Genomic DNA, 20,963 nt, shown 5'->3' with positions numbered 1-20,963 from the left:
GACTCTTCGGACTGGATGACTGACTGCCGCAGGCGCCATGCCCGCAGCGGTGACCGGCTTCTGGAAAACGACAGGAGGAGCTCGTGGCCTGGGAACATCAGGACTTCGCGCTATTCATCGGCCTCGACGTGGGCAAATCAGAACACCACGCCACCGCCCTCACCCAGCACGGGGAAAAGGTCTACGACAAACCCCTGCCCAACGACGAGACCCGCCTCAAAGAACTCTTCACCGCCCTGACCAGCGACCATGGGGCTGCGCTGGTGGTGGTGGATCAGCCAGCCACGATCGGGGCTCTGCCCGTGGCGGTCGCCCAGGCCACCGAGGGGATCGAGATCGCCTATCTGCCAGGGCTCACGATGCGCCGGATGGCCGATCTGCACGCCGGATCGGCCAAGACCGATGCCCGGGACGCGTTCATCATCGCCGAGACCGCCCGCACGATGCCCGCGGCGCTGCGCTCGATCGCGGTCTCTGATGAACAGGTCGCTGAACTCGCCGTATTGGCTGGGTTCGATGATGACCTGCTGTGCCAGACCACTGCGGCCAGGAACAGGCTGCGCGGGCTGCTCACCCAGATCCATCCAGCCCTGGAGCGAGCTGTGGGCCCTCACTTGCATCAGGTCGGGGTCCTCGACGCCCTGAGCACTTGGGCGACCCCGCAGCGGCTGAAGACCGCTGGACGAGGTCATGTGCGCAATCGGATCAAGAAGCACAACCCACGACTGGCCGAACGGGTCACGGAGGAGATCTTCTCCGCCCTGGAGGCCCAGACGGTGGTGGTCGCCGGCACTGAGGCCGCGGCGACGATCGTGCCGATCCTAGCGAATCAGCTCCAAGACCTGACCCGGCAGCGGGCCGGAGTCCTGGAGCAGGTCGAGGCTCTTGTGGAGGCCCACCCTCTTCACCGGGTCCTGACTTCGATGCCCGGAGTCGGAGTCAGGACCGCTGCCAGGATCCTCACCGAAGTGGTGGGCAAAGACTTCAAGACCGCAGGCCACCTGGCCTCCTACGCCGGCATCGCCCCGACCACGCGTCGTTCCGGGACTTCCATTCGTGGGGAGTTCGCCAACCGCGGCGGGAACAAGCGGCTGAAATCGAGCCTGTATAACTCAGCGTTCGCCGCTTTGCATCATCCGCCTTCGAGGGCGTATTACGACCGGAAGATCGCCGAGGGGAAGCGGCATAAGCAGGCCATCATCGCGCTGGCCCGGCGCCGGCTGGATACTCTCTACGCGATGCTGCGTGACGGGACCCTGTACCAAGACCCCGCCGCCCCGGTCGCATCCGAGCACTCCCTGGCGGCTTGAGGAAAACCATAGAGGCACCCCCCTGTCAGCCGCTGGGAGGTGTGTGAACCGGCCCAAGTTTGATGCCCCCGCTGTTTAAGTCCGGAAGGATAGACAGTATGCCGAAGAAGATCGATCCCCAGCTGCGCGCGAGGTGCGTGCGACTCGTGCGAGAGCACCAGCAGGAATGCCCCACCCTGACCGCTGCAGTCACTGCGGTTGCACGCCAAGAGAACGTCTCGCGCGAGTCCGTGCGGCGGTGGCTGTCCCAAGCCGAAGTCGACGACGGAACCCGTCCCGGGGTCACGAGTGAGGAATCCGCTGAGGTAAAACGACTCAAGGCCGAGAACTGGCGGCTGCGGGAGGACAACGAGATCCTCCGCCGAGCCTTGATTTTCTTCGCGGGCAACTCGACCCCCGCAACCGCTGACCTGCGCTTTCATCGACGAGACGAGAAACGAGGGCCACGCAGTAGAGTCGATCCTCCGCGTCCTGCGCCAGCAGGGTCTGGGGATCGCTGCGAGGACCTACCGGGCCTGGAAGAGCTTGGTCCGGATCGATGCCCGCACTGTCACCGATGCCTTGGTCGAGGACAAGATCCGCGACCTGGCATGGACATTCAACGAGGTCACCGGGCAGATCCAGATGACTCCGAAGGGCCTGTATGGCTGACGGAAGTGGGTCGCCCGGATTCGCCGGGAGTCCGGGCTCGCCGGGACCTCCCGTGGGGCGGTGGATCGCGCGATGCGCACCCTCGGGCTCGAGGGCGTTCGGCGAGCGAAGAAGCTGCGCACCACCATCCCTGATCCGGACGGGAAACGAGCCGGTGACCTGTTCAACCGTGACTTCCCCGCCCCGGCGCCGAACCGGGTGTGGGTCACGGACTTCACCTACGTCCGTACCTGGGCGGGGTTCGTCTATGTGGCGTTTGTCCTGGACGTCTTCGCCCAGCGGATCGTGGGCTGGCACGCCAGCTCCAGTAAGAAGGTCCAGCCGGTGACCCCTCTGCGGATTGCTCTGTGGCAGCGCGAGCGGGAAGGAAAGCCTGTCTCACCTGGAGGTTTGATGGCTCTTCCCAGTTGAGCGTGGGGGTGTCGTGAGTCAAGAGGCTCGTGCCCTTTCTTGAGGATGGATTTTGCGACGAATCTATCCTCGATCACGAAGGACACGAGCCATGTCCCAGCCTACGCGCGAGCACCTGACCCCGCGCATCCGCCCCGCCGCCGAAGACCCCGCACGTGATGCCGCGTCTGTGGTGTTCAACCTCGCCGGCTACACCGTCCTCGAGGCCGTGGACCTGCCCCTGGGCGGTCGCCGCGTCGTGGTCACCGCCCAGGATCAAGAAGAGGCCTGTCCCGAGTGCGGGGTCCTTGCCACTCGGGTCCGCCACCGTATCCGGCAGCGCGTGAAGGACGTTCCCCTCGGCGGCGGCCGGGCCGAGGTGGTCGTGGCAAAGCCGCGCTTGATCTGCGCCGAGACTGCCTGCCCGGGACAGACCTTCACCCAGGTCACCGAGCAGATGCCATCCCGAGCCCGGTGCACCACACGGTTGCGAGAGGCAGTGGTGGCTGCGGTGTTGGACTCCGGGCGGGCCACCGCCGAAGTCGCCCACGCACATGGAATCGCCTGGGCCACGGTCAACACCGCGATCCTGACCCAGAGCATGGTCTTGCCGCAGGTGGATCAGGTGCCGGTTCGGGCGCTGGGGATCGATGAACACCGGTTCGCGACCGCGAATTGGTTCAAACATCCGCAGACCTCGGTGTGGTGCCGGGTGGAGCCGTGGATGAGCACCTTCGTGGACGCCAACACCGGCCATGTGCTCGGGATCGTTGATGGGCGGTCCTCGAAGAACGTGGCCGCCTGGCTCCAAGCCCGTTCCCCGGGGTGGCTGGATCGGCTTGAGGTCGTCGCGATCGATCCCTCCATGGCGTTCCGGTCTGCGATCCGCACGGTGCTGCCCGCGGTTCAGATCAGCGTTGACCGCTTCCATCTGGTCAAGCTGGGCAATCAGATGTTCACTCAAGTTCGCCAACGTGCCCTGCGGGAGGTGTTGGGCCGGCGGGGTCGGAAACAAGACGCGGTGTGGGCCCACCGGATGCTGTTGCTGCGCGCTGGAGACCGGTTCACCGCAGCTGGTCTACACCGGTTGGAGCAGGTCCTGGATGACGCTGATTTCGAGCAGGTTGCCGCGGCCTGGGCGCTGAAAGAGCACCTGCGCAGGATCCTGAATGCTGAGTCCATCCCCGCGGCGCAGAGAGCGAGGATCGACTTCGAACTTGCGGTGGCCGCTGCCGGGCTGCCAGAAGCAGAGAAGCTCTCAGTGACGGTGGCGAGGTGGTGGCCAGAGATCAAGATGTTCACCCGTACCCGGGTCACGAACGCACGGTCAGAAGCGGCGAACACGTCGATCAAGCAGATCAAGCGCACCGGCCTCGGGTTCCGGAACCAGGCCAACTACCAGTCACGTATTCTGGCCAGGAGCTTCAGGCAGACACGCCGACGCTCCCGAATCCACTCTCGAGCAGGACTCCACGCTCAAGTGTGAAGAGCCGGTTTGATTCATCACAGCGATGCCGGGTCGCAATACACAGCGATTCATCTAACTGAGCACCTCGCACTTGAGGGCATCTCCCCATCGATCGGAACTGTTGGCGACGCCTACGATAACGCCCTGATGGAGACGATCAACGGGCTGTGCAAAGCCGAGTGCATCCGCACCACCGTGTTCCATCCCGGCGCTTATCGGACTCTCGCCGACGTCGAGTACGCAACTGCCGGCTGGGTCGACTGGTATAACGATCGGCGACTCCACGGCACCCTCGGGATGCTCACCCCGATAGAGTTCGAGAAGCTCCACAATGAGGCCCTCACACGAGAGCCCGAACCCGCAAAGTAGCGGCATCGAACCTGGGCCGGTTCACTGAGAGCATGACCATCACCTCAAAAACCTGCTCCAAGCCTTCTGCGCTGAAACTCTAACCGACCTGGGTGGGCGGCTCAATCAGGTTAGTCGTTGCAGGGCTGCGGACAACTGCGTAGCGAGTGCCTCGTACGTGTAATTGTGCAAAACATGCAGATGACCACGACGGCCCATTGCTGCGCGTACGCTTGGATCCATTTGGTAGATCTTTACGATCGCATCTGCCAGGGCTTCCACGTCGTCCGCCGGGACTGAGAGCCCTGCCGCTGCTTCCGCCACAGGATCGTTAAGAGCATTGCTAGCAATTATCACTGGCCGCTCCGCGAGGAAATAGTCATACAGCTTGTTCAAGCTGATCCCATATCTGTATAACGGCTTATCTAACAGGTTTACAACGAGGCAATCAGCCTCACGAGCACGCTCGTTCACGGCGGATCTGGGAATATTGTCCTCGAAAACAATACGGTTTCCGTGGGTCATCCCGCGCGCCATTGACTCCAACTTTGTTTTTGCTGGGCCACCTCCAACGAGTCTGAATACAAAATCGGCGTCAGGAAGTAGTTCGCAAGCCCGTTCAAATGCTTCAAGTAGTGTGTCCAAAGCATTGGCGCGACCATGTGAACCTAGATACATAAGGGTAAAAGATGTGTTGCGTTTCGATGCATCGCCTCTTTCTTTGGACGTTAAGGACTCATCGGTTCCATTTGCCAACCACTTAAACGGTGTAAAAATATAATTTTCATCGAGGTATTTACCTACGCCAGGAAGAGGTGAAACTACCAAAGACGCTTTTCTTGCGAGCGATAAAGAAAAGCGTTTCATTGCGCGTGCAACGAGCCCATTTGACTTCAATGCGCCGAGATCTACAAGGGTCTCTGGCCACAGATCGCGAACTTCGTAGACAAATGGAGTCTTGTGTCGCCGCGCCAAGCGAAGTCCGGCCCATGCTGCTAGTAAGTGGACGGTGCTTCCTATGACGACGTCAGGCTTGTCTGCGTCCCGCGTGCTTCGAGGGATTAGTACTCCCACCGTGAAAATAACCATCCCAACCGCGCGGGCGACACCACCAGATCGGTAGGAGTTTGACCACACCCAGACGCAGTTGACACCACCTTCAGCGATGGTGCGTACGAACCTGTAAGAGTCAAACGCCTGCGCGCCCGTAGGGTGTTCAGTCGTGGACCCAATCATTGTTGTTGACCAGCCTAGTCGCCCAAGCCACTGGCCCAGATAATAGTGCCTACCGGCGCCGCCCGCTTTATGGGGGGCAGCTGCATAATGGTTGACAATCCACACGTGTCCTTTTTTTTCGAGATCAACCTCAACGGAAGTCAAATTGTCTCCACCTGTTGTAAATCGCATATTACCTGCTATTAATCCTGAGTGTTATTTTATAGTGCCAAGCTAGTTTCCTGGCAAGTAATATATTCATCTAAACAGTCAAGTTCAGGACGCTCATCCACTTATCTGTCGTAAATAGTTTGCACGGTGGCATTAGTGTCGAGATTATAAACTCTTTAAACTCCTGTTGTAGTTTTTCAGTTTCAACCTCTTCACTTAGATCATAAAAAAAGCAGTATAAATAGTTGTGTCTCACTTTTGTTGCTTTGATACTTGATGCCAGGCCGCGAGTTTATTCGTACATCATAGTCTGATTGACGTTCTCGTCGAGGAGTAGTTCTGAAATTCAACGTCAGGAGAGTGGTAAATTGCTTTATGTGGCTCGTTTCTTGATAATCCTAGCGGGATTCCCCGCCTTCACGGTCTTAGGTTCACTGCCGTGTAGCAACACAGCCCCTGCACCTAGAACGCTCCACTCGCCGACGCTCGTACGGGGGAGAACCACCGCGCTCCCACCCAAGAAGCTGCCAACACCGACGGTCACCTCACCCATAACGTTCACAGCGGGGCTAAGGGTGGTGTAATCGCTCAAGACCGAATCATGGCCGACGAAACAGTTGGAGTTCACGTGTACGTGGTCTCCGATTTTGGCATCGGCATCGAGCACTGTCCCTGGGCAGATCACGGAGCCTTCGCCAATGAGTACCCGACTGCCGATCACGGCCCGGTGGTCGACGAAAGAGTGGAAGCGAGCCCCCTTGCGTTGCAAGCTTTCGACTATCTCTCGCCGGAACTCTGGTTTAGCAATCGCACAGATCACTTCGTCTTGGGGAAGCGGTTGGTACGCCCCGATCGTGGAGATAACCCGGGCCTGCGGCTGCACAAGCGGCGTGCCGTCGTCGATGAAGACCACGTCGGTCGCCTGAGCTGTTCCGCGGGCGTAGAGGGTGTCTTGAAGCCAATCGTAGACACCACGGCCGAATCCACCCGCGCCTGCTATGACGATGCGGCTCTTCATGGACGTTAGACCTCACCTGTGAAAGGCGCACCGGCGGAATGTCCCGTCGAAGAGATTCCGTCGCGTCGGAGAACCTTATCCACGGTCTTGAACAGGATCTGAAGGTCCAGCATCCAGGAACGGTTGTCCACGTATTCTATGTCGAGCTCGAATCGACGTTTCCAATCTAACGCGTTGCGGCCATTGACCTGTGCCAGGCCAGTCAGACCTGGACGGACATCATGACGCCGGCCTTGCTCGGCCGAGTACAACGGAAGGTATTGCACCAGGAGCGGGCGTGGTCCGACGAAACTCATATCGCCACGAAAGATGTTGACGAGGCTCGGCAGCTCATCGACACTGAGCGCCCTGAGCATCGACCCGGTCGGTGTCATACGCTGCTCATCGGTGACGATCCCTCCTGCTTCATCGACATCGAGCATGGTCCGGAACTTCACTAGCTCGAAGATCTCACCGGAGCGTCCGGGTCTTTGCTGCCGAAAGAGCACCGGCCGGCCAAGTTTAGCCGCCACGCATAGTGCAGTTACGCCGAGGACGGGCGCAAGACCTATGAGTGCGAGTCCAGAAGCGCACACATCGAATGCCCTCTTAGTTGTATCGAATACGGGTCGACGTGGGGAGCTCATCGACAGCCCCCCCAACGGTGCGTGGTGACAAGGAACGGGCATCTCATCCTTCCAAGAAGGTTTCGATTGCATCACTGACTCGATTGCGTTGCTCGGTCGTCAACGCGGATCCGCTCGGAAGCGTCAGCCCGGTCGTGAAGAGCCGCTCCGCGGTGCCGTTGATGGCCCCTCGACTCCCGGCAAATACAGGTTGGAGGTGCATCGGTTTCCAAATCGGGCGGCTTTCGATATTGTCCTTCGCGAGTGCGGCGGTCAGGTCCTGGGGGGACCAACCCGCGATGCTGGAATCGACCAGGATCGAGGTCAGCCATACGTTGTCGTGAGTGTCACCCTCAGCTCCGAACAGCTGCACGCCTTCGATGTCAGCGAATAGACACCCATACATTTCGCGAACCTGGCGGCGTCTGGCGATCATCTCATCAAGTCGCGAGAGCTGCACTCGACCCAGCGCCGCCAACAGATTGCTCAGCCGGTAGTTGTAGCCCACTTCGGTGTGCTCGTAGTGCGCCACGGGCTGGCGGGCCTGGGTTGCCAGGTATCGCACGCGCTGGGCAATGGAATCATCGTCGGTCAGAAGCATTCCACCGCCCGATGTGGTCATGATCTTGTTTCCGTTGAAGGAGACGATCGACGCAGCGCCAAAACTGCCTGCGGCCTTCCCGGCGTGGGTTGCACCCAAGGACTCTGCAGCATCTGCGAGAACTGGGACCTCGAACTCGTTGGCGACGGCCAAAATTGCGGTGTAGTTGATGGTTTTGCCGAGCAGATCGACTGGCACGATGGCTGCGACCCTCTCCCCATCGGCACGAAGCTTACTGAGCGCGGCGTGAAGAAGGTCGGGGTCCATATTGCCCGTGTCGGGTTCAGCGTCAACGAAGTACGGTTCAGCGCCGGTGTACATGATTGCATTCGCGGTGGCCGCGAATGTCAGCGTCGAAGTTACTACGATGTCGCCGGCCTCGACTCCGAGGGTCACCAACCCCAGGTGAAGTGCAGCCGTGCCGGAACTGAGGGCCACCCCGTGGTTGGCGCCTACTCGATCGGCGACTTCGCGCTCAAATGCATCGACGTCGGGGCCCAGTGGCGCGATCCATCCCGAGCGCAAGGCGCTGACGATGCCGTCTTCCTCTGCCTGGCCGACGTCAGGGGTTGACAAGTGGATTCGTTCACTCATTCGTCGATCCGACTCGTGACGGCATTCTCTGGATCTCCGTAGTGTCGTTGTCGCGAGGGATCGCAAACATCCTTGCTTCCCATTCGGCCTTGTGTAGTTTATCGGGCGAAAGGCTATCGACTAGAGTGTGCGAAATCTTAGGGTGAAATGGTCGCTCTAGATTTTCTCTCTGGCCGACCAGTTCTTCATGCATTTTTTCACCCGCCCGTAGGCCAGTGAATACAATTTCAATAGATTTTCCGGACATTGTAATCATGCGCTTAGCGACGTCTAGAATTGAGACTGGTTCTCCCATATCGAGGATGAGGACTTCCCCGGCGCGCCCGATGCCACCCGCCTGAACCACGAGTTGGCAGGCCTCGGGGATCGTCATGAAGTACCGGGTCACGTCCGGGTGGGTCACCGTTAGGGGCCCACCCGATTCAATGAGGGATTGGAACGTCGGCAGCATCGAACCGCGACTGCCGATGACATTGCCGAACCGCACCGAGAGGTAGCGCATCCCAGTCTCGTCGGCAGCCCATCCGGTCAGCTTCTCTGCAACGCGCTTGGAATGACCGAGTACGGAGGTCGGATTGGCAGCCTTATCGGTCGAGATGTTCACGAAGGTGTCCACGCCCGCGGCCCGAGCGGCGTTGAGGACGTTGAGTGTCCCCAGCACGTTGGTCTCCCATGCTTCGTCGGGGTACTGCTCCAGCATGGGCAGATGCTTCAGCGCCGCTGCATGGAATACCACTTCTGGCTTGCGCTGCATGAACAACTCTCGGAGGTTCTCAGCCCCGCGAATGTCGGCCAGGACTATGTCATTGGTGTCCAACAATCCATGTCCAGATACGCTCAGCTGGGTGGTCTGCAGGCCAGTCTCATCGCGGTCGAGAATGATCAGCTCACTGGGCCCATACTTCGACAGCTGACGGCACAACTCTGACCCGATAGAACCGCCGGCGCCGGTGACCAGGACGCGACGGCTGGTCACATACCCAGCAATCAACTCAACGTTGGTGTCCACAGGATTGCGTCCGATGAGATCCTCGATGCTCACCTTGCGAATATCACCGGCGGCCGCTTCGCCAGATATGACCTGAGTTGGCGTAGGCACGACTGCCACTGTCAGTCCGGCTCCTTGTGCCGCATCATAAAACTGGCGCATCAACCTCGCATCGGCCTGATTTACTGCAATGACCAAGATCTTCGCCCCGGTCTTGGCAGCAATCTCGGCAATCTCAGCGGTGGTGCCCAGAACAGGCACTCCGCGCAGACGCAGATTCTGCTTGTCCCGGTCGTCATCGACGATTCCTACAGGAGTGAAGGGTGCGCTCGGGTTGGTCAGCACCATGCGCAACAGTGCGTCTCCCATATCACCCGCGCCAACTATCAATGCTGGTGGCGAGGTGTCGCTGGGGCGACGTGCGTGTTCGATTAGAACTCGGAGCGTGTAGCGGACGCCAAGGGTGGCGACCAGCACGAGGGGAAAGGCAATGAAGACCGTGCTGCGGGGTATAGCAACTGCGGGGCCGAACGTCACCACAAAAACGGACAGCAGTGTCGCGACTGTCAGTACAGATGCGGCAAGTGGTCTCACTTCATGGAAGGTGCCGTAGCGGTGGCGCCCTGCATAGAGCCCGCCGAACTGCCCCATCGCTACTTGGAGCACCGTGGCAACTACCGCGAGAATAGCGATCGAAGCCCAGTTGGGCTGCGTAAGGTCCTGGTCGTAGCGCAGAATCACTGCAGTGCAAAGCGCGAATATCCAACAGAGAGAATCTACTCCAGCGGTGAATAGCCAACGGCGACGCCCGCGCGACACACTGCTGAATACAGCTTCTGAACCAGTGGATCCGCGGGTCCTCGCTCGCCCTGGGCGGGACTCGGTCGTCGGTGAATATATAGTAGACATTAAGGCCCCCACCTTTTTGCATCAGAGTGAAGCATGTATCGATCCCGCACCCCAAAGCTTGTTCAGTCAACTCAAATGTATTGGGTTGCCAGTCGCCACGCAAAATGAGTGGCATAAGGGGTACTAATGTCTATATGCGTGTTGCTGTGGCTCCGACTTTTGAGAGTTGCGCGATCCACGCCTGTTTCTTGCCTGATACTGAAAGGGACAATATATCACGTCAGTCTTTGGAGGGTGGGTGCTCCTGTGAAATATATTTGTCTATCTTGCGCTGATAAACTTGATAGATATTGATCAGGTTTGACAGCACTCAAAGTGAAGCCTGCATCTCAACTTGCGTTGGTTCCGCGACTGATCTAGCGCGCCCCTGAACCGTCGGGGGAACCGAGTTCCGAATTGTCTTTCTGATTTTCGCACGTCGGGGCGCGTCAGTGGTCCAAGCTCTGATCAGCCCAACCCGTGTATCATCATCCAAGCGTGGGGGAGTATCCCTAACACTGTGGTCGTCAGCACGCGGGGCATCGTCGCCTCGCCGGACACAGAGGCCTGGATTCAGGCGGAGAGACTCGCGAAGACATCGCTGTACCCTTCTTCGCGAAAGGCTCCTTCATGGAGATCTCCCCACTGATCTGGACCGTCACGCTAGCGCTGATCATCGGCTTGCTGCTCTTCGACTTCGTCTTCCACGTGCGCAAGGCGCACACTCCCACCATCAAAGAGGCCGCCCTCTGGTCTTCCTTCTACGTGGGCGTGGCGCTGCTCTTCGGCCTGGGCTTCTTCGTCCTGGGCCACCCGGAGATGGCCACCGAGTACTACGCCGGCTACGTCACCGAGAAGGCGCTCTCGGTGGACAACCTCTTCGTCTTCCTAGTCATCATCGGCAGCTTCAACGTCCCCCGCGAGTATCAGCAGAAGGTGCTGCTCTTCGGCATTGTCTTCGCGCTGATCGCGCGCAGCGGGTTCATCTTCATCGGCGCCGGGCTCATCAACCTGTGGAGCGACGTCTTCTACCTCTTCGGCATCATCCTGCTGATGACCGCCGGGCAGCTGCTCAAGAAGGAGCTCGCTGGGGACACCGGGGGAGACGAGGCAGACAACTTCTTCATCCGGTTCGCCCGCCGGCACCTGAACACCACCGAGGAATACCACGGGGACAAGATCACCACCCGGGTCAACGGCAAGCGGATGTTCACCCCGATGCTGCTGGTGATGCTCGCCATCGGCGGCACCGACCTGCTCTTCGCCGTGGACTCGATCCCGGCCATCTACGGGCTCACCCAGGAGCCGTTCATCGTCTTCGCCGCCACGGCCTTCTCGCTGATGGGTCTGCGTCAGCTCTACTTCCTCATCGACGGCCTGCTGGACCGGCTCATCTACCTCTCCTACGGCCTGGCGCTGATCCTGGGCTTCATCGGCGTCAAGCTGATGATCCACGCCCTGCACGAGAACAACCTCTTCTTCATCAACAACGGCGAAGACGTCTCCGTGGTCGAGATCGAAACCGGCTTCTCGCTGTTGGTCATCGTGGGTGTCCTGATCATCACGGTGACCACCTCGCTGATCGCACCGAAGGGCCGGGCGCTTCGCGCCATCCAGAACGCCGAGAAGTACTCCCAGCGCTACGTGGATCTCCGAGAAATGGCGCCCGCGGACCGAGAGTTCAACCTGATCCAGACAGCCCAGAAGTACGACTACTGGGCCACCAAGGTGGCAAAGGTGCCCGAGAAATACCAGGAAGACCTGATCGAACACCGCGGCCAGTACCTCGCGCTGCTGGAGAAGGCCCGAGGCCTGCGCAGCGGCGTGCGCTGACTCCAGTTCAGCCGAGCCAGAGTCAGGTGCGCTTCAGCAGCTCCTCGAAGACCCGGGCGCCGTCGTCGCCCAGCCCGTCATGGTGGAACTCGGAGGTCTCCCACACGCTGATCCCGCCGACGAGGTCCGCAGTCTCCCAGGAGAGCTCCCGCGCCACATACACGTCATCGGTGTAGAGCGCCGCGGCGGTGGGCACCCGGTTGCGGCGCAGCTGGGCCAGGTCGTAGAGCGGCTCCCAGTCCTCGACGGCGGCGAGCAGGTCCGCCGCCTCCACCAGGTCCTTGAGCGTCGGGTCCAGGAGCAGGTGTTCGCGCAGGATCATCTCACCCAGCAGCAGGGGAGAGGCGCCCTCCGCGTCGAACTCCGGGAACTTGGCCCCCACCCGCTGGGCCGCCCAGCCGGTCGCGGCGCGTCCGTCGGTGACCTTGGCGGGCTGGCCGTAGATGGATTCATGCATCACCGCGTACATCGGGTTCGCGGCGAAGGAGAGCTGCTGGCCCACCGCTGCGAGGAAGGTGTCTGAGAGCTCGGTCTGCTCAGGCCCGGTGAACGCTTCTTCGAGCAGGTAGTGCAGCGAATCGGCGCGGGCATTGCCGCCCAGCAGCATCCCGACCAGCTGGAACCGGGCAGGGGTCAGCGCGGACCCGTCGAGCAGCTGCACCTGGTGGGTGCGCAGGTGAGCGAAGACCGCGTCCAGGATTTCGCGGTCTTGGGGGAACCGGTCGAAGTGCTCATAGTTCCGCGCCCGCATCTTGGCGTAGGTGGCCCGGTAGACCCGGTCCGCGTGACCCGTGAGCGGCGCCAGGCCGCCGGTGATCAGCGCCCGGTCCAGGGAAGCGTGAGCGAAGGAGAGATAGCTCAGCGTGGTGAATCCGCCGAAGCTCTGACCCAGCACGCTCCAGGACGTCAGCCCCAGCGCCCGCCGGAACGCCTCGGCGTCCTTCACGATCGAATCGGCACGGAAATGGCGCATATGGGCAGCCTGGGCGGCGGCGTCGCCCCGGGCGGCGAGGGAGTGCCGGGTGAGCGGGGCGGAGAGTCCGGTGCCGCGTTGATCCAGCATCAGGATCCGGAACTTGGCTCCGGCCTCGGACATCCAGCCGCCGAGCTTGGCCGGCCGGGTGCCCTTCCCGCCGGGGCCGCCCTGCAGGAACAGCAGCCAGGGGAGTGACTCCACATGTTCCCGGCCCTGCGCGGAGGCCTCCGCGGCGATGAACTCCCGGGCGTAGATCCGGATCCGCTCAGCCCCGGGCGCCCGGTGCTCCAGCGGCGCTTGGTGGTCTAACGGCACATCGAGCCAGTGATCGGTGATCTGGGTGCCGTCAATCAGCGTGGACGTCGCCCCTGCGGTACTGGCCTCAGGTGTTCCTGAACCGGCGGCGCTGATCCCAGCCCTGATCATCCCAGTTCGCCGACCCGGTCCATGATCACCACGGGGGCCCCGGTCTCATCAGAGGCGGTGAGGTCGATCCAGGCGTGGATGCCCCAGTCGTGGTGGGAGTCCGGATCGTCCAGGACCTGCACGGCCCGCCAGTAGCGGCGCTCCGGGTCCGGGGTGTCCTTCGGGGAGACGTCGATCCGCACGAGGCTGGGCCCGCGGGACTGGGCATCGGTGTAGAGGTCCTCGTAGATGTTGAAGTAGGCGTCCAGCGCCTGACCCCAGCGGTCCTTGTCCCAGCCGTGCTCGGCATCGAGCTCGGCGAGCTTCGCCTCCTTCTCCTGGGCGAAGAGCTCTGCGCGCAGGAACAGGGCATTGCGCACCATGACCTTGAAGGCCCGCGCATTGGAGGTGACCCGGTCCGGGTGATCCAGCGCGGAGATGTCGGCCTCCATGGCGGCGAGCTCGGCCAGCTTCTCCGGGTCATCGCCGGCCTGCAGCCGTTCCCATTCCTCCAGCAACGAGCTGTCGGTCTGTCTGACCACTTCGCCGAGCCAGGCGAGCAGGTCTTCGAGCTCCTCGGTGAGCCGGTTCTCCGGGACCGTCTGCTTCAGCGCCTTATAGGCGTCGCTGAGGTAGCGCAGCAGCACTCCCTCGGAGCGGGCGATCTGGTAGTGATTCACCATCGTGGTGAAGTCGAAGGCCCGCTCGAGCATGTCGCGGACCACCGATTTCGGCTGCAGCGCATAGTCGGAGACCCAGGGTGCGCCGGTGCGGTAGATCTCGAACTGCTGGGTCAGCAGCTCGGCGAGCGGCTGCGGGTGGGTGAGCTCGTCGAGGATCCGCATCCGGTCCACATACTCCACGCCATCGGCCTTGAGCTCGCCGATCTTCTCCGACTTCAGCTGCTTCACCTGGGCGCCGGTGATCTGGTGCGGGGTCTCCAGGATGGACTCGATCACGCTGATCACATCGTGGGCATAGGACTCGGACTCGGTGTCGAGCAGCTCCACCGCGGCCACCGCGAAGGGCGCCAGCGGCTGGTTCAGCGCGAAGTTGTCCTGCAGGTCCAGGGTCAGGTCCACGGTGCGGCCGTCCTCATCGGGACGTTCCAGGCGCTCCAGCACCCCGGCGGTGAGCAGCTCGCGCAGGATCTGCAGCCCCTGCCGCTGCAGCTGGGCCTTCCGGGCCGGGGTCTCATCGGCGGCGAGGATCATCCGGCGCATCGCCCGGATCGGGTCCTCGGGCCGCTCCAGCAGGTGCAGCACCATCGAGTAGCTGACCTTCATCCGCGAGACCATCGGCTCCGGGGTGGCGGTGATGATCCGCTCGAAGGTCTTGTCGCTCCAGGAGACGAACCCGTCGCGGGGCTTCTTCTTCCCGGCCGAGCGGATCGCCTGGGAGACCTTCTTCTCATCATCGCCGTGCTTGGCGCGGGCCTTCTCGATCGAGGCGTTGTTCTCGATCACGTGCTCCGGCGCCTGGACCACCACGGTGCCGTGGGTGTCGAAGCCGGCCCGGCCGGCGCGCCCGGCGATCTGATGGAACTCCCGCGCGTTGAGCTGCCGGGTGCGGGTGCCGTCGTATTTGCTCAGCGCGGTCAGCAGCACCGTGCGGATCGGCACGTTGATCCCGACCCCGAGGGTGTCGGTGCCGCAGATGACCTTCAGCAGCCCCTGCTGGGCCAGCTGCTCGACCAGCCGGCGGTATTTGGGCAGCATGCCGGCGTGGTGGACCCCGATTCCGGCGCGGAGCAGCCGGTTCAGCGTCTTGCCGAACCCCTTGGCGAAGCGGAAGGTCTCCAGCTTCACCCGGATCGCCTCACGCTCACCCTTGGAGACCACGTTGAGCGAGGCCAGGCCGACGGCGCGCTCGGCCGCCTCCCGCTGCGAGAAGTGCACCACGTAGACCGGGGCCTGGTGCGTGGTGACCAGCTCCTCGAGCTTGGTCTGCAGCGCGGTGGTGGAGTACTCATAGCTCAGCGGCACCGGACGTTCGGCGCTGGAGACCGTGACGACGTCGCGCCCGGTCCCTGCACTGAGCCGAGCCTCGAACCGGGAGGTGTCGCCCAGGGTGGCGGACATCAGCAGGAACTGCGCCCGGCTGCCGGCGGCGCCGTGGCCCGGGGTGCCGGGTTCCGCGCGACCGGTGAGCTCCAGCAGCGGGACCTGCCAGGCCCAGCCGCGCTGCGGATCGGCGTAGAAGTGGAACTCGTCCATGATGACCGGGCCGACGTTGGCGTCGCGGCCGTCGCGCAGCGCCTCATTGGCGAGGATCTCCGCGGTGCAGCACACGATCGGGGCGCCCGCGTTGACCGAGGAGTCACCGGTGACCATCCCGACGTTCTCGGCGCCGAAGATCTCCACCAGGGAGAAGAACTTCTCCGAGACAAGCGCCTTGATCGGGGCGGTGTAGACGCTGCGCTCGCCGCGGGAGAGCGCGAAGAAGTGCGCCGCGGTCGCGACCAGGGACTTGCCTGAGCCGGTGGGGGTGGCCATGATGACGTGCTGGCCGTCGGCCAGCTCCAGGATGGCGTCCTGCTGGGCGGGGTAGAGGGTGAGCCCCTGGGTCTGGGTCCAGGCTTCGAAGGCCGCGTAGAGCTCCTCCGGTCCGGCGGGGCCTTCGCCTTCGGCGGAGGTTTCCAGCTTGTGCAGCCGCTTGGCGGCGGTCACGGCGCTCACCAGCCGCGTTCCCGCCATGCGGGGAGCTGGGCGCGTTCGGCGCCCAACGTCGTGGGGTCGCCGTGGCCGGGGTGGATGATCGTGTCGTCCTCGTAGTCGGCGAAGAGCCGGGCCTCGACGTCGTCGAGCAGCGTGGCGAAGTCTTCGGCCGACCAGGTCTTCCCGACGCCGCCGGGGAAGAGCGAGTCCCCGGTGAAGATGTGGGTGGGGCCGTCTTCGACCCGGTAGACGAAGGCCATGGACCCGGGGGTGTGGCCGCGCAGGTGGATCACGTTCAGGTCGACGCCGTCGTAGGAGAGCACCTCGCCGTGGCTGAGCCGCCGGTCGATGGTGACGTTCTTCTCGGCCTCGATGGCGGGCGCGTCCTCGGCGCCGGCCGCGGACTCCGGGCCGGAGGTTGCTGCAGCTCCGGCCCCCGGGGCGTTGAGCAGCTCTTCGAGGGCGCGGATGTGATCCCAGTGCGAGTGCGTGGTGAGCACCGCGGTCAGCTCCAGCGGGCAGGGCGTGTCCTGGGCGGCTTCAGCGAGCAGACCGCGGATGGCCCCGGCGTCGTCGGCGGCATCGATGAGCACCTGGACCCCGGACTTCTTCGCGGTGAGCAGATACACGTTGTTGTTCATCTCGGAGACCGAGATGCGGCGAAGCGTGATCGCAGGGAGATCGTAGAGCAGAGAACTGTCAGAGGCCATGGGGCTCAGTCTAAGGTCTGGCGACCTCGCGGAGTCACGAAGCGGACGTCGCCCGGCGCATAGGCCAGCTGCTTGGCCGGGCTCAGGATCCCGGCCGAGATCAGCGCATCTTCGAGACGCTCCGTGGTGCTCACGATCGGGTACGCCCCGGCTTCTTCCAGCTCTCCGGCGGGGGCGTAGCCCCAGCGGACGCCGATGCAGCGCAGGCCGTGGGCTGCGGCGCCGTCCACGTCGAAGATCCGGTCACCGACCATGATCACCCTGGCGTCGGGGGCCGTCTCACTGAGCGGGCCCGCGGCGGGGTCCAGGCCGATCGCTTCCAGCGCGGCGCCGAGGATGGGGCCCTTGCCGTCGTGCGGGACGGACTCGTCCTCGGGGGAACCCTGCACCGCGGCGAAGTGCTCGCGAATGCCCTGGATGCTCAGCAGCCGCTCGGCCAGTCCGGTGGGCTTCGAGGTCGCCACCGCGCAGACCACACCGGCGGCGTTGAGTGTGCGCAGCAGCTCCTCGATCCCCGGGTAGACCCGGCTCGCCTGCATGCCCTCGGCGAGGTAGCGCTGCCGGTACTCCTCCACGATCGACGGGATCAGCGCCTCGGTGACGCCGGGCAGGCTGGCCAGCGAAGTGGCCAGCGGCGGACCGACGAACGAGTCCAGCACCTCCTGATCGGGGATCTCGATCCCGTGCACGCCCAATGCATGGACGACGCCGAGGGTGATCGCCCCGGCCGGATCGACCAGGGTGCCGTCGAGGTCGAAGAGCACCACCCGGATGTCGGAGGTGTCAGCAACGTCGACGGGGGAGTCAACGGTGGGGCGGGCGGTGGCAGGGGCGGCGGGGGAGTCAGAGATCACGGCGCCATTCTGACATGGACCGACGTGGCGTCGTCGTCGGGGTGATGAATGCCACCCCGCGCTGAGCGGCCGAATCTCCGAGCACTTGGGCCCGAAAGCCGGGTCAGATGCGCGGAGAATCCGCCTTTCGACGCAGGGAGCGCCCGGTCCCGAACGGGCGGACCGCCCCCACCCCGCCCTGGCTTCGAACGTTTGTTCGAACGGGTCAGGGGTTCTACACTGAATCACGTGTCAGAGCGAGCAGCCGAAACAGCCATCATCGAATCCGTGGACGATTACTACGCCGAGGGTGCGCGACGAAAATCCGCCACCAACGGGACGATCGGTCATGCCGAAGCCGACCGGATCGTGGTCCAGGGTGCGCGCGAGCACAACCTCAAAGACGTCACCGTCGAGCTGCCGCGCAACTCGTTCATCGTGTTCACCGGCCTCTCCGGCTCCGGCAAATCCTCGCTCGCCTTCGACACCATCTTCGCCGAGGGCCAGCGCCGCTACGTCGAGTCGCTCTCCGCCTACGCCCGGCAGTTCCTCGGCCGGGTGGACAAGCCCGACATCGACTTCATCGAAGGCCTCTCCCCGGCGGTCTCCATCGACCAGAAGTCCACCTCCAAGAACCCCCGCTCCACCGTGGGCACGGTCACCGAGATCCACGACTACCTGCGCCTGCTCTGGGCCCGGATCGGGATCCCGCACTGCCCCACCTGCGGCGAGAAGATCGAACGCCAGACCCCGCAGCAGATCGTCGACCAGGTCCTCGGCTTCCCCGAGAAGACCCGCTTCCAGGTCCTGGCCCCGGTGGTCCGCGGTCGCAAGGGTGAGTTCAAGGACCTCTTCCGCGACCTCGCCTCCGAAGGCTTCTCGCGCGCCATCGTCGACGGCGAGATCATCCAGCTCAGCGAACCGCCCACGCTGGAGAAGACCTATAAGCACCAGATCGAAGTGATCATCGACCGGCTCGTCATCCGCGAAGGCATGCGCCAGCGGCTCACCGACTCGGTGGAGACCGCGCTGAAGCTCGCCGACGGGCGCCTGGTCATCGACCTGGTCGACCTCGACGAGGACGGCGAACCCACCAATGAAAAAGTCCCCGAAGGTCTCACCGGCCCCAAGCAGCGGCCCTTCTCCGAGAACCTGGCCTGCCCGAACGAGCACCCGCTGGCTCTGGACGAGATCGAGCCGCGCTCCTTCTCCTTCAACAACCCCTTCGGCGCCTGCGAGGTCTGCTCCGGCATCGGCTCCAGCCTCGAGGTGGACATCGACCTGGTCATCCCCGATGACACCCTCTCGCTCGAGGGCGGCGCCATCGCCCCCTGGGCCCTGGGCAAGGCCTCCAAGGACTACTGGCTCCGGCTGATCACCGCGCTCTCCAATGAGCTGGACTTCTCGGTGCGCACCCCCTGGAAGGACCTGCCCAAGAAGGTGCAGAAGGCGCTGCTGCACGGCCGCAACCACAAGGTCGTCGTGCAGTACCGCAACCGCTTCGGCCGCGAACGCACCTACTCCACCGGGTTCGAAGGCGCGCTCTCCTACATCTCGCGCAAGCACCTCGAGGTGGAGTCCGACAACGCCCGGGACCGCTACGCGCAGTACATGCGCCAGATCCCCTGCCCGGCCTGCAACGGTCAGCGGCTGAACCCCGCCGCGCTCGCGGTCACCGTGCAGGGCGCCTCGATCGCCGAGATCGCCCGGCTCCCGCTGGACAAGTGCGCCGAGTTCTTCTCCACCGTGAAGCTCTCCGCCCGCGACGCCACCATCGCCGACCAGGTGCTCAAAGAGATCCTGGCCCGGCTGAACTTCCTGCTCGACGTGGGCCTGAGCTACCTGAACCTGGAGCGCGCCGCCGGCACGCTCTCCGGCGGCGAGGCCCAGCGGATCCGGCTCGCCACCCAGATCGGCTCCGGCCTGGTCGGGGTGCTCTACGTCCTGGACGAGCCCTCCATCGGGCTGCACCAGCGCGACAACGCCCGGCTGATCCAGACCCTCACCCGGCTGCGCGACCTCGGCAACACCCTGATCGTGGTCGAACACGACGAGGACACCATCGCCGAGGCCGACTGGATCGTGGACATCGGACCCGGCGCCGGTGAGCGCGGCGGCGAGATCGTGCACTCCGGCTCCGTGCAGGGGCTGCGCGACAACACCCACTCGATCACCGGGGACTACCTCTCCGGCCGGCGCAGCATCCCGATCCCGGCGCAGCGCCGCCCGGTGGACAAGACCCGGATGCTCAAGGTCATCGAGGCCCAGGAGAACAACCTGGACAAGGTCTCCGTGGAGATCCCGCTCGGGATCTTCCTCTCCGTCACCGGCGTCTCCGGCTCCGGCAAGTCCACGCTGATCAACGAGATCCTCTACAAGTCGCTGGCGAACAAGCTCAACGGCGCCAAGCAGGTCCCCGGCCGGCACCGCCGGATCGACGGGATCGACGATCACCTGGACAAGGTGATCCACGTGGACCAGTCACCGATCGGGCGCACCCCGCGCTCCAACCCGGCCACCTACACCGGGGTCTTCGACCACGTCCGCAAACTCTTCGCCCAGGCGCCGGAGTCCAAGACCCGCGGCTACCAGCCCGGCCGGTTCTCCTTCAACATCAAGGGCGGACGCTGCGAGTCCTGCTCCGGCGACGGCACGCTGAAGATCGAGATGAACTTCCTGCCCGACGTCTACGTGCCCTGCGAGGTCTGCCACGGCGCCCGGTACAACCGCGAGACCCTCGAGGTGAAGTACAAGAACAAGAACATCGCCGAGGTGCTCGACATGCCGATCGAGCAGGCCGCGGAGTTCTTCGCCGCCTTCGCCCCGATCGCCCGGCACCTCAACACCCTGGTCGAAGTGGGCCTCGGCTACGTGAGGCTCGGCCAGTCCGCCACCACGCTCTCCGGCGGCGAGGCCCAGCGGGTGAAGCTCGCCTCGGAGCTGCAGCGACGCTCCAACGGGCGCAGCGTCTACGTGCTGGACGAGCCCACCACCGGGCTGCACTTCGAAGACATCCGCAAACTCCTGCAGGTCCTGCAGGGGCTGGTGGAGAAGGGCAACAGCGTGATCACCATCGAGCACAACCTCGATGTGATCAAGTCCTCCGACTGGGTCATCGACCTCGGCCCCGAAGGGGGCAGCGGCGGCGGGCTCGTCGTCGCGCAGGGCACTCCGGAGAAGGTCGCCGCCACGGCAGAGAAGACAGGATCCCACACGGGCGCATTCCTTGCCGCACTGCTAAAGTGAGTGGGCCAGTTCACAGAGCGGCACCCACGTCACACAGCAGGACTACGTCGCTGATC

13 protein-coding genes and 2 pseudogenes are annotated in these 20,963 nt (G+C 63.4%); 6 read left to right on the top strand and 9 right to left on the bottom strand.

Going from position 1 to position 20,963, the window contains the following annotated elements; all coding sequences use genetic code 11:
• Positions 1-83: 83 nt before the first annotated feature.
• The 4 genes and pseudogenes from LTH93_RS01700 to LTH93_RS01685 form a co-directional block, all read left to right on the top strand.
• Positions 84-1,310: an IS110 family transposase gene (locus tag LTH93_RS01700; RefSeq protein ID WP_241469816.1), complete on the top strand. Its 1,227-nt coding sequence runs from the start codon at positions 84-86 to the stop codon at positions 1,308-1,310.
• A gap of 98 nt (positions 1,311-1,408) precedes the next feature.
• Positions 1,409-2,354, top strand: a pseudogene (locus LTH93_RS01695) (IS3 family transposase); the annotation flags it as partial.
• Positions 2,355-2,463: 109 nt separating this feature from the next.
• A complete protein-coding gene (locus LTH93_RS01690) occupies positions 2,464-3,837 on the top strand; it encodes an ISL3 family transposase (protein ID WP_241469814.1) in 1,374 nt (457 codons plus the stop codon).
• 9 nt (positions 3,838-3,846) lie between these two features.
• Positions 3,847-4,188: pseudogene (locus LTH93_RS01685) on the top strand (transposase); the annotation flags it as partial.
• Positions 4,189-4,293: 105 nt separating this feature from the next.
• On the opposite strand, the gene LTH93_RS01680 reads toward LTH93_RS01685, so the two are convergent.
• From LTH93_RS01680 to LTH93_RS01660, 5 genes are all read right to left on the bottom strand, one after another.
• Complete coding sequence (locus LTH93_RS01680; protein ID WP_241469812.1) at positions 4,294-5,547, bottom strand: glycosyltransferase family 4 protein; 1,254 nt, start codon at positions 5,545-5,547, stop codon at positions 4,294-4,296.
• A 379-nt stretch (positions 5,548-5,926) separates the two neighbouring features.
• Positions 5,927-6,571 carry a NeuD/PglB/VioB family sugar acetyltransferase gene (locus tag LTH93_RS13350; RefSeq protein ID WP_370642626.1) on the bottom strand — a complete coding sequence of 215 codons (645 nt, stop codon included), beginning with the start codon at positions 6,569-6,571 and terminating at the stop codon, positions 5,927-5,929.
• A gap of 5 nt (positions 6,572-6,576) precedes the next feature.
• Complete coding sequence (locus LTH93_RS01670) at positions 6,577-7,197, bottom strand: sugar transferase (protein ID WP_241469802.1); 621 nt, start codon at positions 7,195-7,197, stop codon at positions 6,577-6,579.
• Positions 7,198-7,240: 43 nt separating this feature from the next.
• Positions 7,241-8,371, bottom strand: coding sequence for a DegT/DnrJ/EryC1/StrS family aminotransferase (locus LTH93_RS01665; RefSeq protein ID WP_241469799.1), 1,131 nt, complete (start codon positions 8,369-8,371; stop codon positions 7,241-7,243).
• Positions 8,364-10,100, bottom strand: a complete 1,737-nt coding sequence (locus LTH93_RS01660; RefSeq protein ID WP_241469798.1) for a polysaccharide biosynthesis protein — start codon at positions 10,098-10,100, stop codon at positions 8,364-8,366. The genes LTH93_RS01665 and LTH93_RS01660 overlap by 8 nt, the downstream gene beginning before the upstream one ends.
• Before the next feature lie 777 nt (positions 10,101-10,877).
• Here LTH93_RS01660 and LTH93_RS01655 point away from each other — a divergent pair.
• On the top strand, positions 10,878-12,080 hold the full coding sequence (locus LTH93_RS01655) for a TerC family protein (RefSeq protein WP_241469796.1): 1,203 nt from the start codon (positions 10,878-10,880) through the stop codon (positions 12,078-12,080).
• Positions 12,081-12,102: 22 nt separating this feature from the next.
• On the opposite strand, the gene LTH93_RS01650 is transcribed toward LTH93_RS01655, so the two are convergent.
• From LTH93_RS01650 to LTH93_RS01635, 4 genes are read right to left on the bottom strand one after another with little or no spacing between them, the layout of a single operon-like run.
• Positions 12,103-13,482 carry an alpha/beta fold hydrolase gene (locus tag LTH93_RS01650; RefSeq protein WP_241469793.1) on the bottom strand — a complete coding sequence of 460 codons (1,380 nt, stop codon included), beginning with the start codon at positions 13,480-13,482 and terminating at the stop codon, positions 12,103-12,105.
• A complete protein-coding gene (locus LTH93_RS01645) occupies positions 13,479-16,157 on the bottom strand; it encodes a DEAD/DEAH box helicase (protein ID WP_370642624.1) in 2,679 nt (892 codons plus the stop codon). Before LTH93_RS01645 ends, LTH93_RS01650 begins: the two co-directional genes overlap by 4 nt.
• On the bottom strand, positions 16,136-16,828 hold the full coding sequence (locus LTH93_RS01640; RefSeq protein WP_241464484.1) for an MBL fold metallo-hydrolase: 693 nt from the start codon (positions 16,826-16,828) through the stop codon (positions 16,136-16,138). Before LTH93_RS01640 ends, LTH93_RS01645 begins: the two co-directional genes overlap by 22 nt.
• Positions 16,829-16,833: 5 nt before the next feature.
• A complete protein-coding gene (locus LTH93_RS01635; RefSeq protein ID WP_241469790.1) occupies positions 16,834-17,682 on the bottom strand; it encodes an HAD hydrolase-like protein in 849 nt (282 codons plus the stop codon).
• Between the two features lie 321 nt (positions 17,683-18,003).
• On the opposite strand from LTH93_RS01635, the gene uvrA reads away from it, so the two are divergent.
• On the top strand, positions 18,004-20,907 hold the full coding sequence (gene uvrA, locus LTH93_RS01630) for an excinuclease ABC subunit UvrA (RefSeq protein ID WP_241470347.1): 2,904 nt from the start codon (positions 18,004-18,006) through the stop codon (positions 20,905-20,907).
• The last annotated feature ends 56 nt before the right edge of the window (positions 20,908-20,963 follow it).

This window comes from Nesterenkonia sp. DZ6, assembly GCF_022565835.1.
In the GTDB taxonomy this organism is placed as follows: domain Bacteria; phylum Actinomycetota; class Actinomycetes; order Actinomycetales; family Micrococcaceae; genus Nesterenkonia.
This window is presented reverse-complemented; position numbering and strand designations above follow the sequence as displayed.

Excerpts from the sequence above, each read along its gene's own strand:
- LTH93_RS01665 (WP_241469799.1), bottom strand. The coding sequence starts at position 8,371 with ATGAGTGAACGAATCCACTTGTCAACCCCTGACGTCGGCCAGGCAGAG.
- LTH93_RS01670 (WP_241469802.1), bottom strand. The coding sequence starts at position 7,197 with ATGAGCTCCCCACGTCGACCCGTATTCGATACAACTAAGAGGGCATTC.
- LTH93_RS01640 (WP_241464484.1), bottom strand. The coding sequence starts at position 16,828 with ATGGCCTCTGACAGTTCTCTGCTCTACGATCTCCCTGCGATCACGCTT.
- LTH93_RS01655 (WP_241469796.1), top strand. The coding sequence starts at position 10,878 with ATGGAGATCTCCCCACTGATCTGGACCGTCACGCTAGCGCTGATCATC.
- LTH93_RS01690 (WP_241469814.1), top strand. The coding sequence starts at position 2,464 with ATGTCCCAGCCTACGCGCGAGCACCTGACCCCGCGCATCCGCCCCGCC.
- LTH93_RS01645 (WP_370642624.1), bottom strand. The coding sequence starts at position 16,157 with ATGGCGGGAACGCGGCTGGTGAGCGCCGTGACCGCCGCCAAGCGGCTG.
- LTH93_RS01650 (WP_241469793.1), bottom strand. The coding sequence starts at position 13,482 with ATGATCAGGGCTGGGATCAGCGCCGCCGGTTCAGGAACACCTGAGGCC.
- LTH93_RS13350 (WP_370642626.1), bottom strand. The coding sequence starts at position 6,571 with ATGAAGAGCCGCATCGTCATAGCAGGCGCGGGTGGATTCGGCCGTGGT.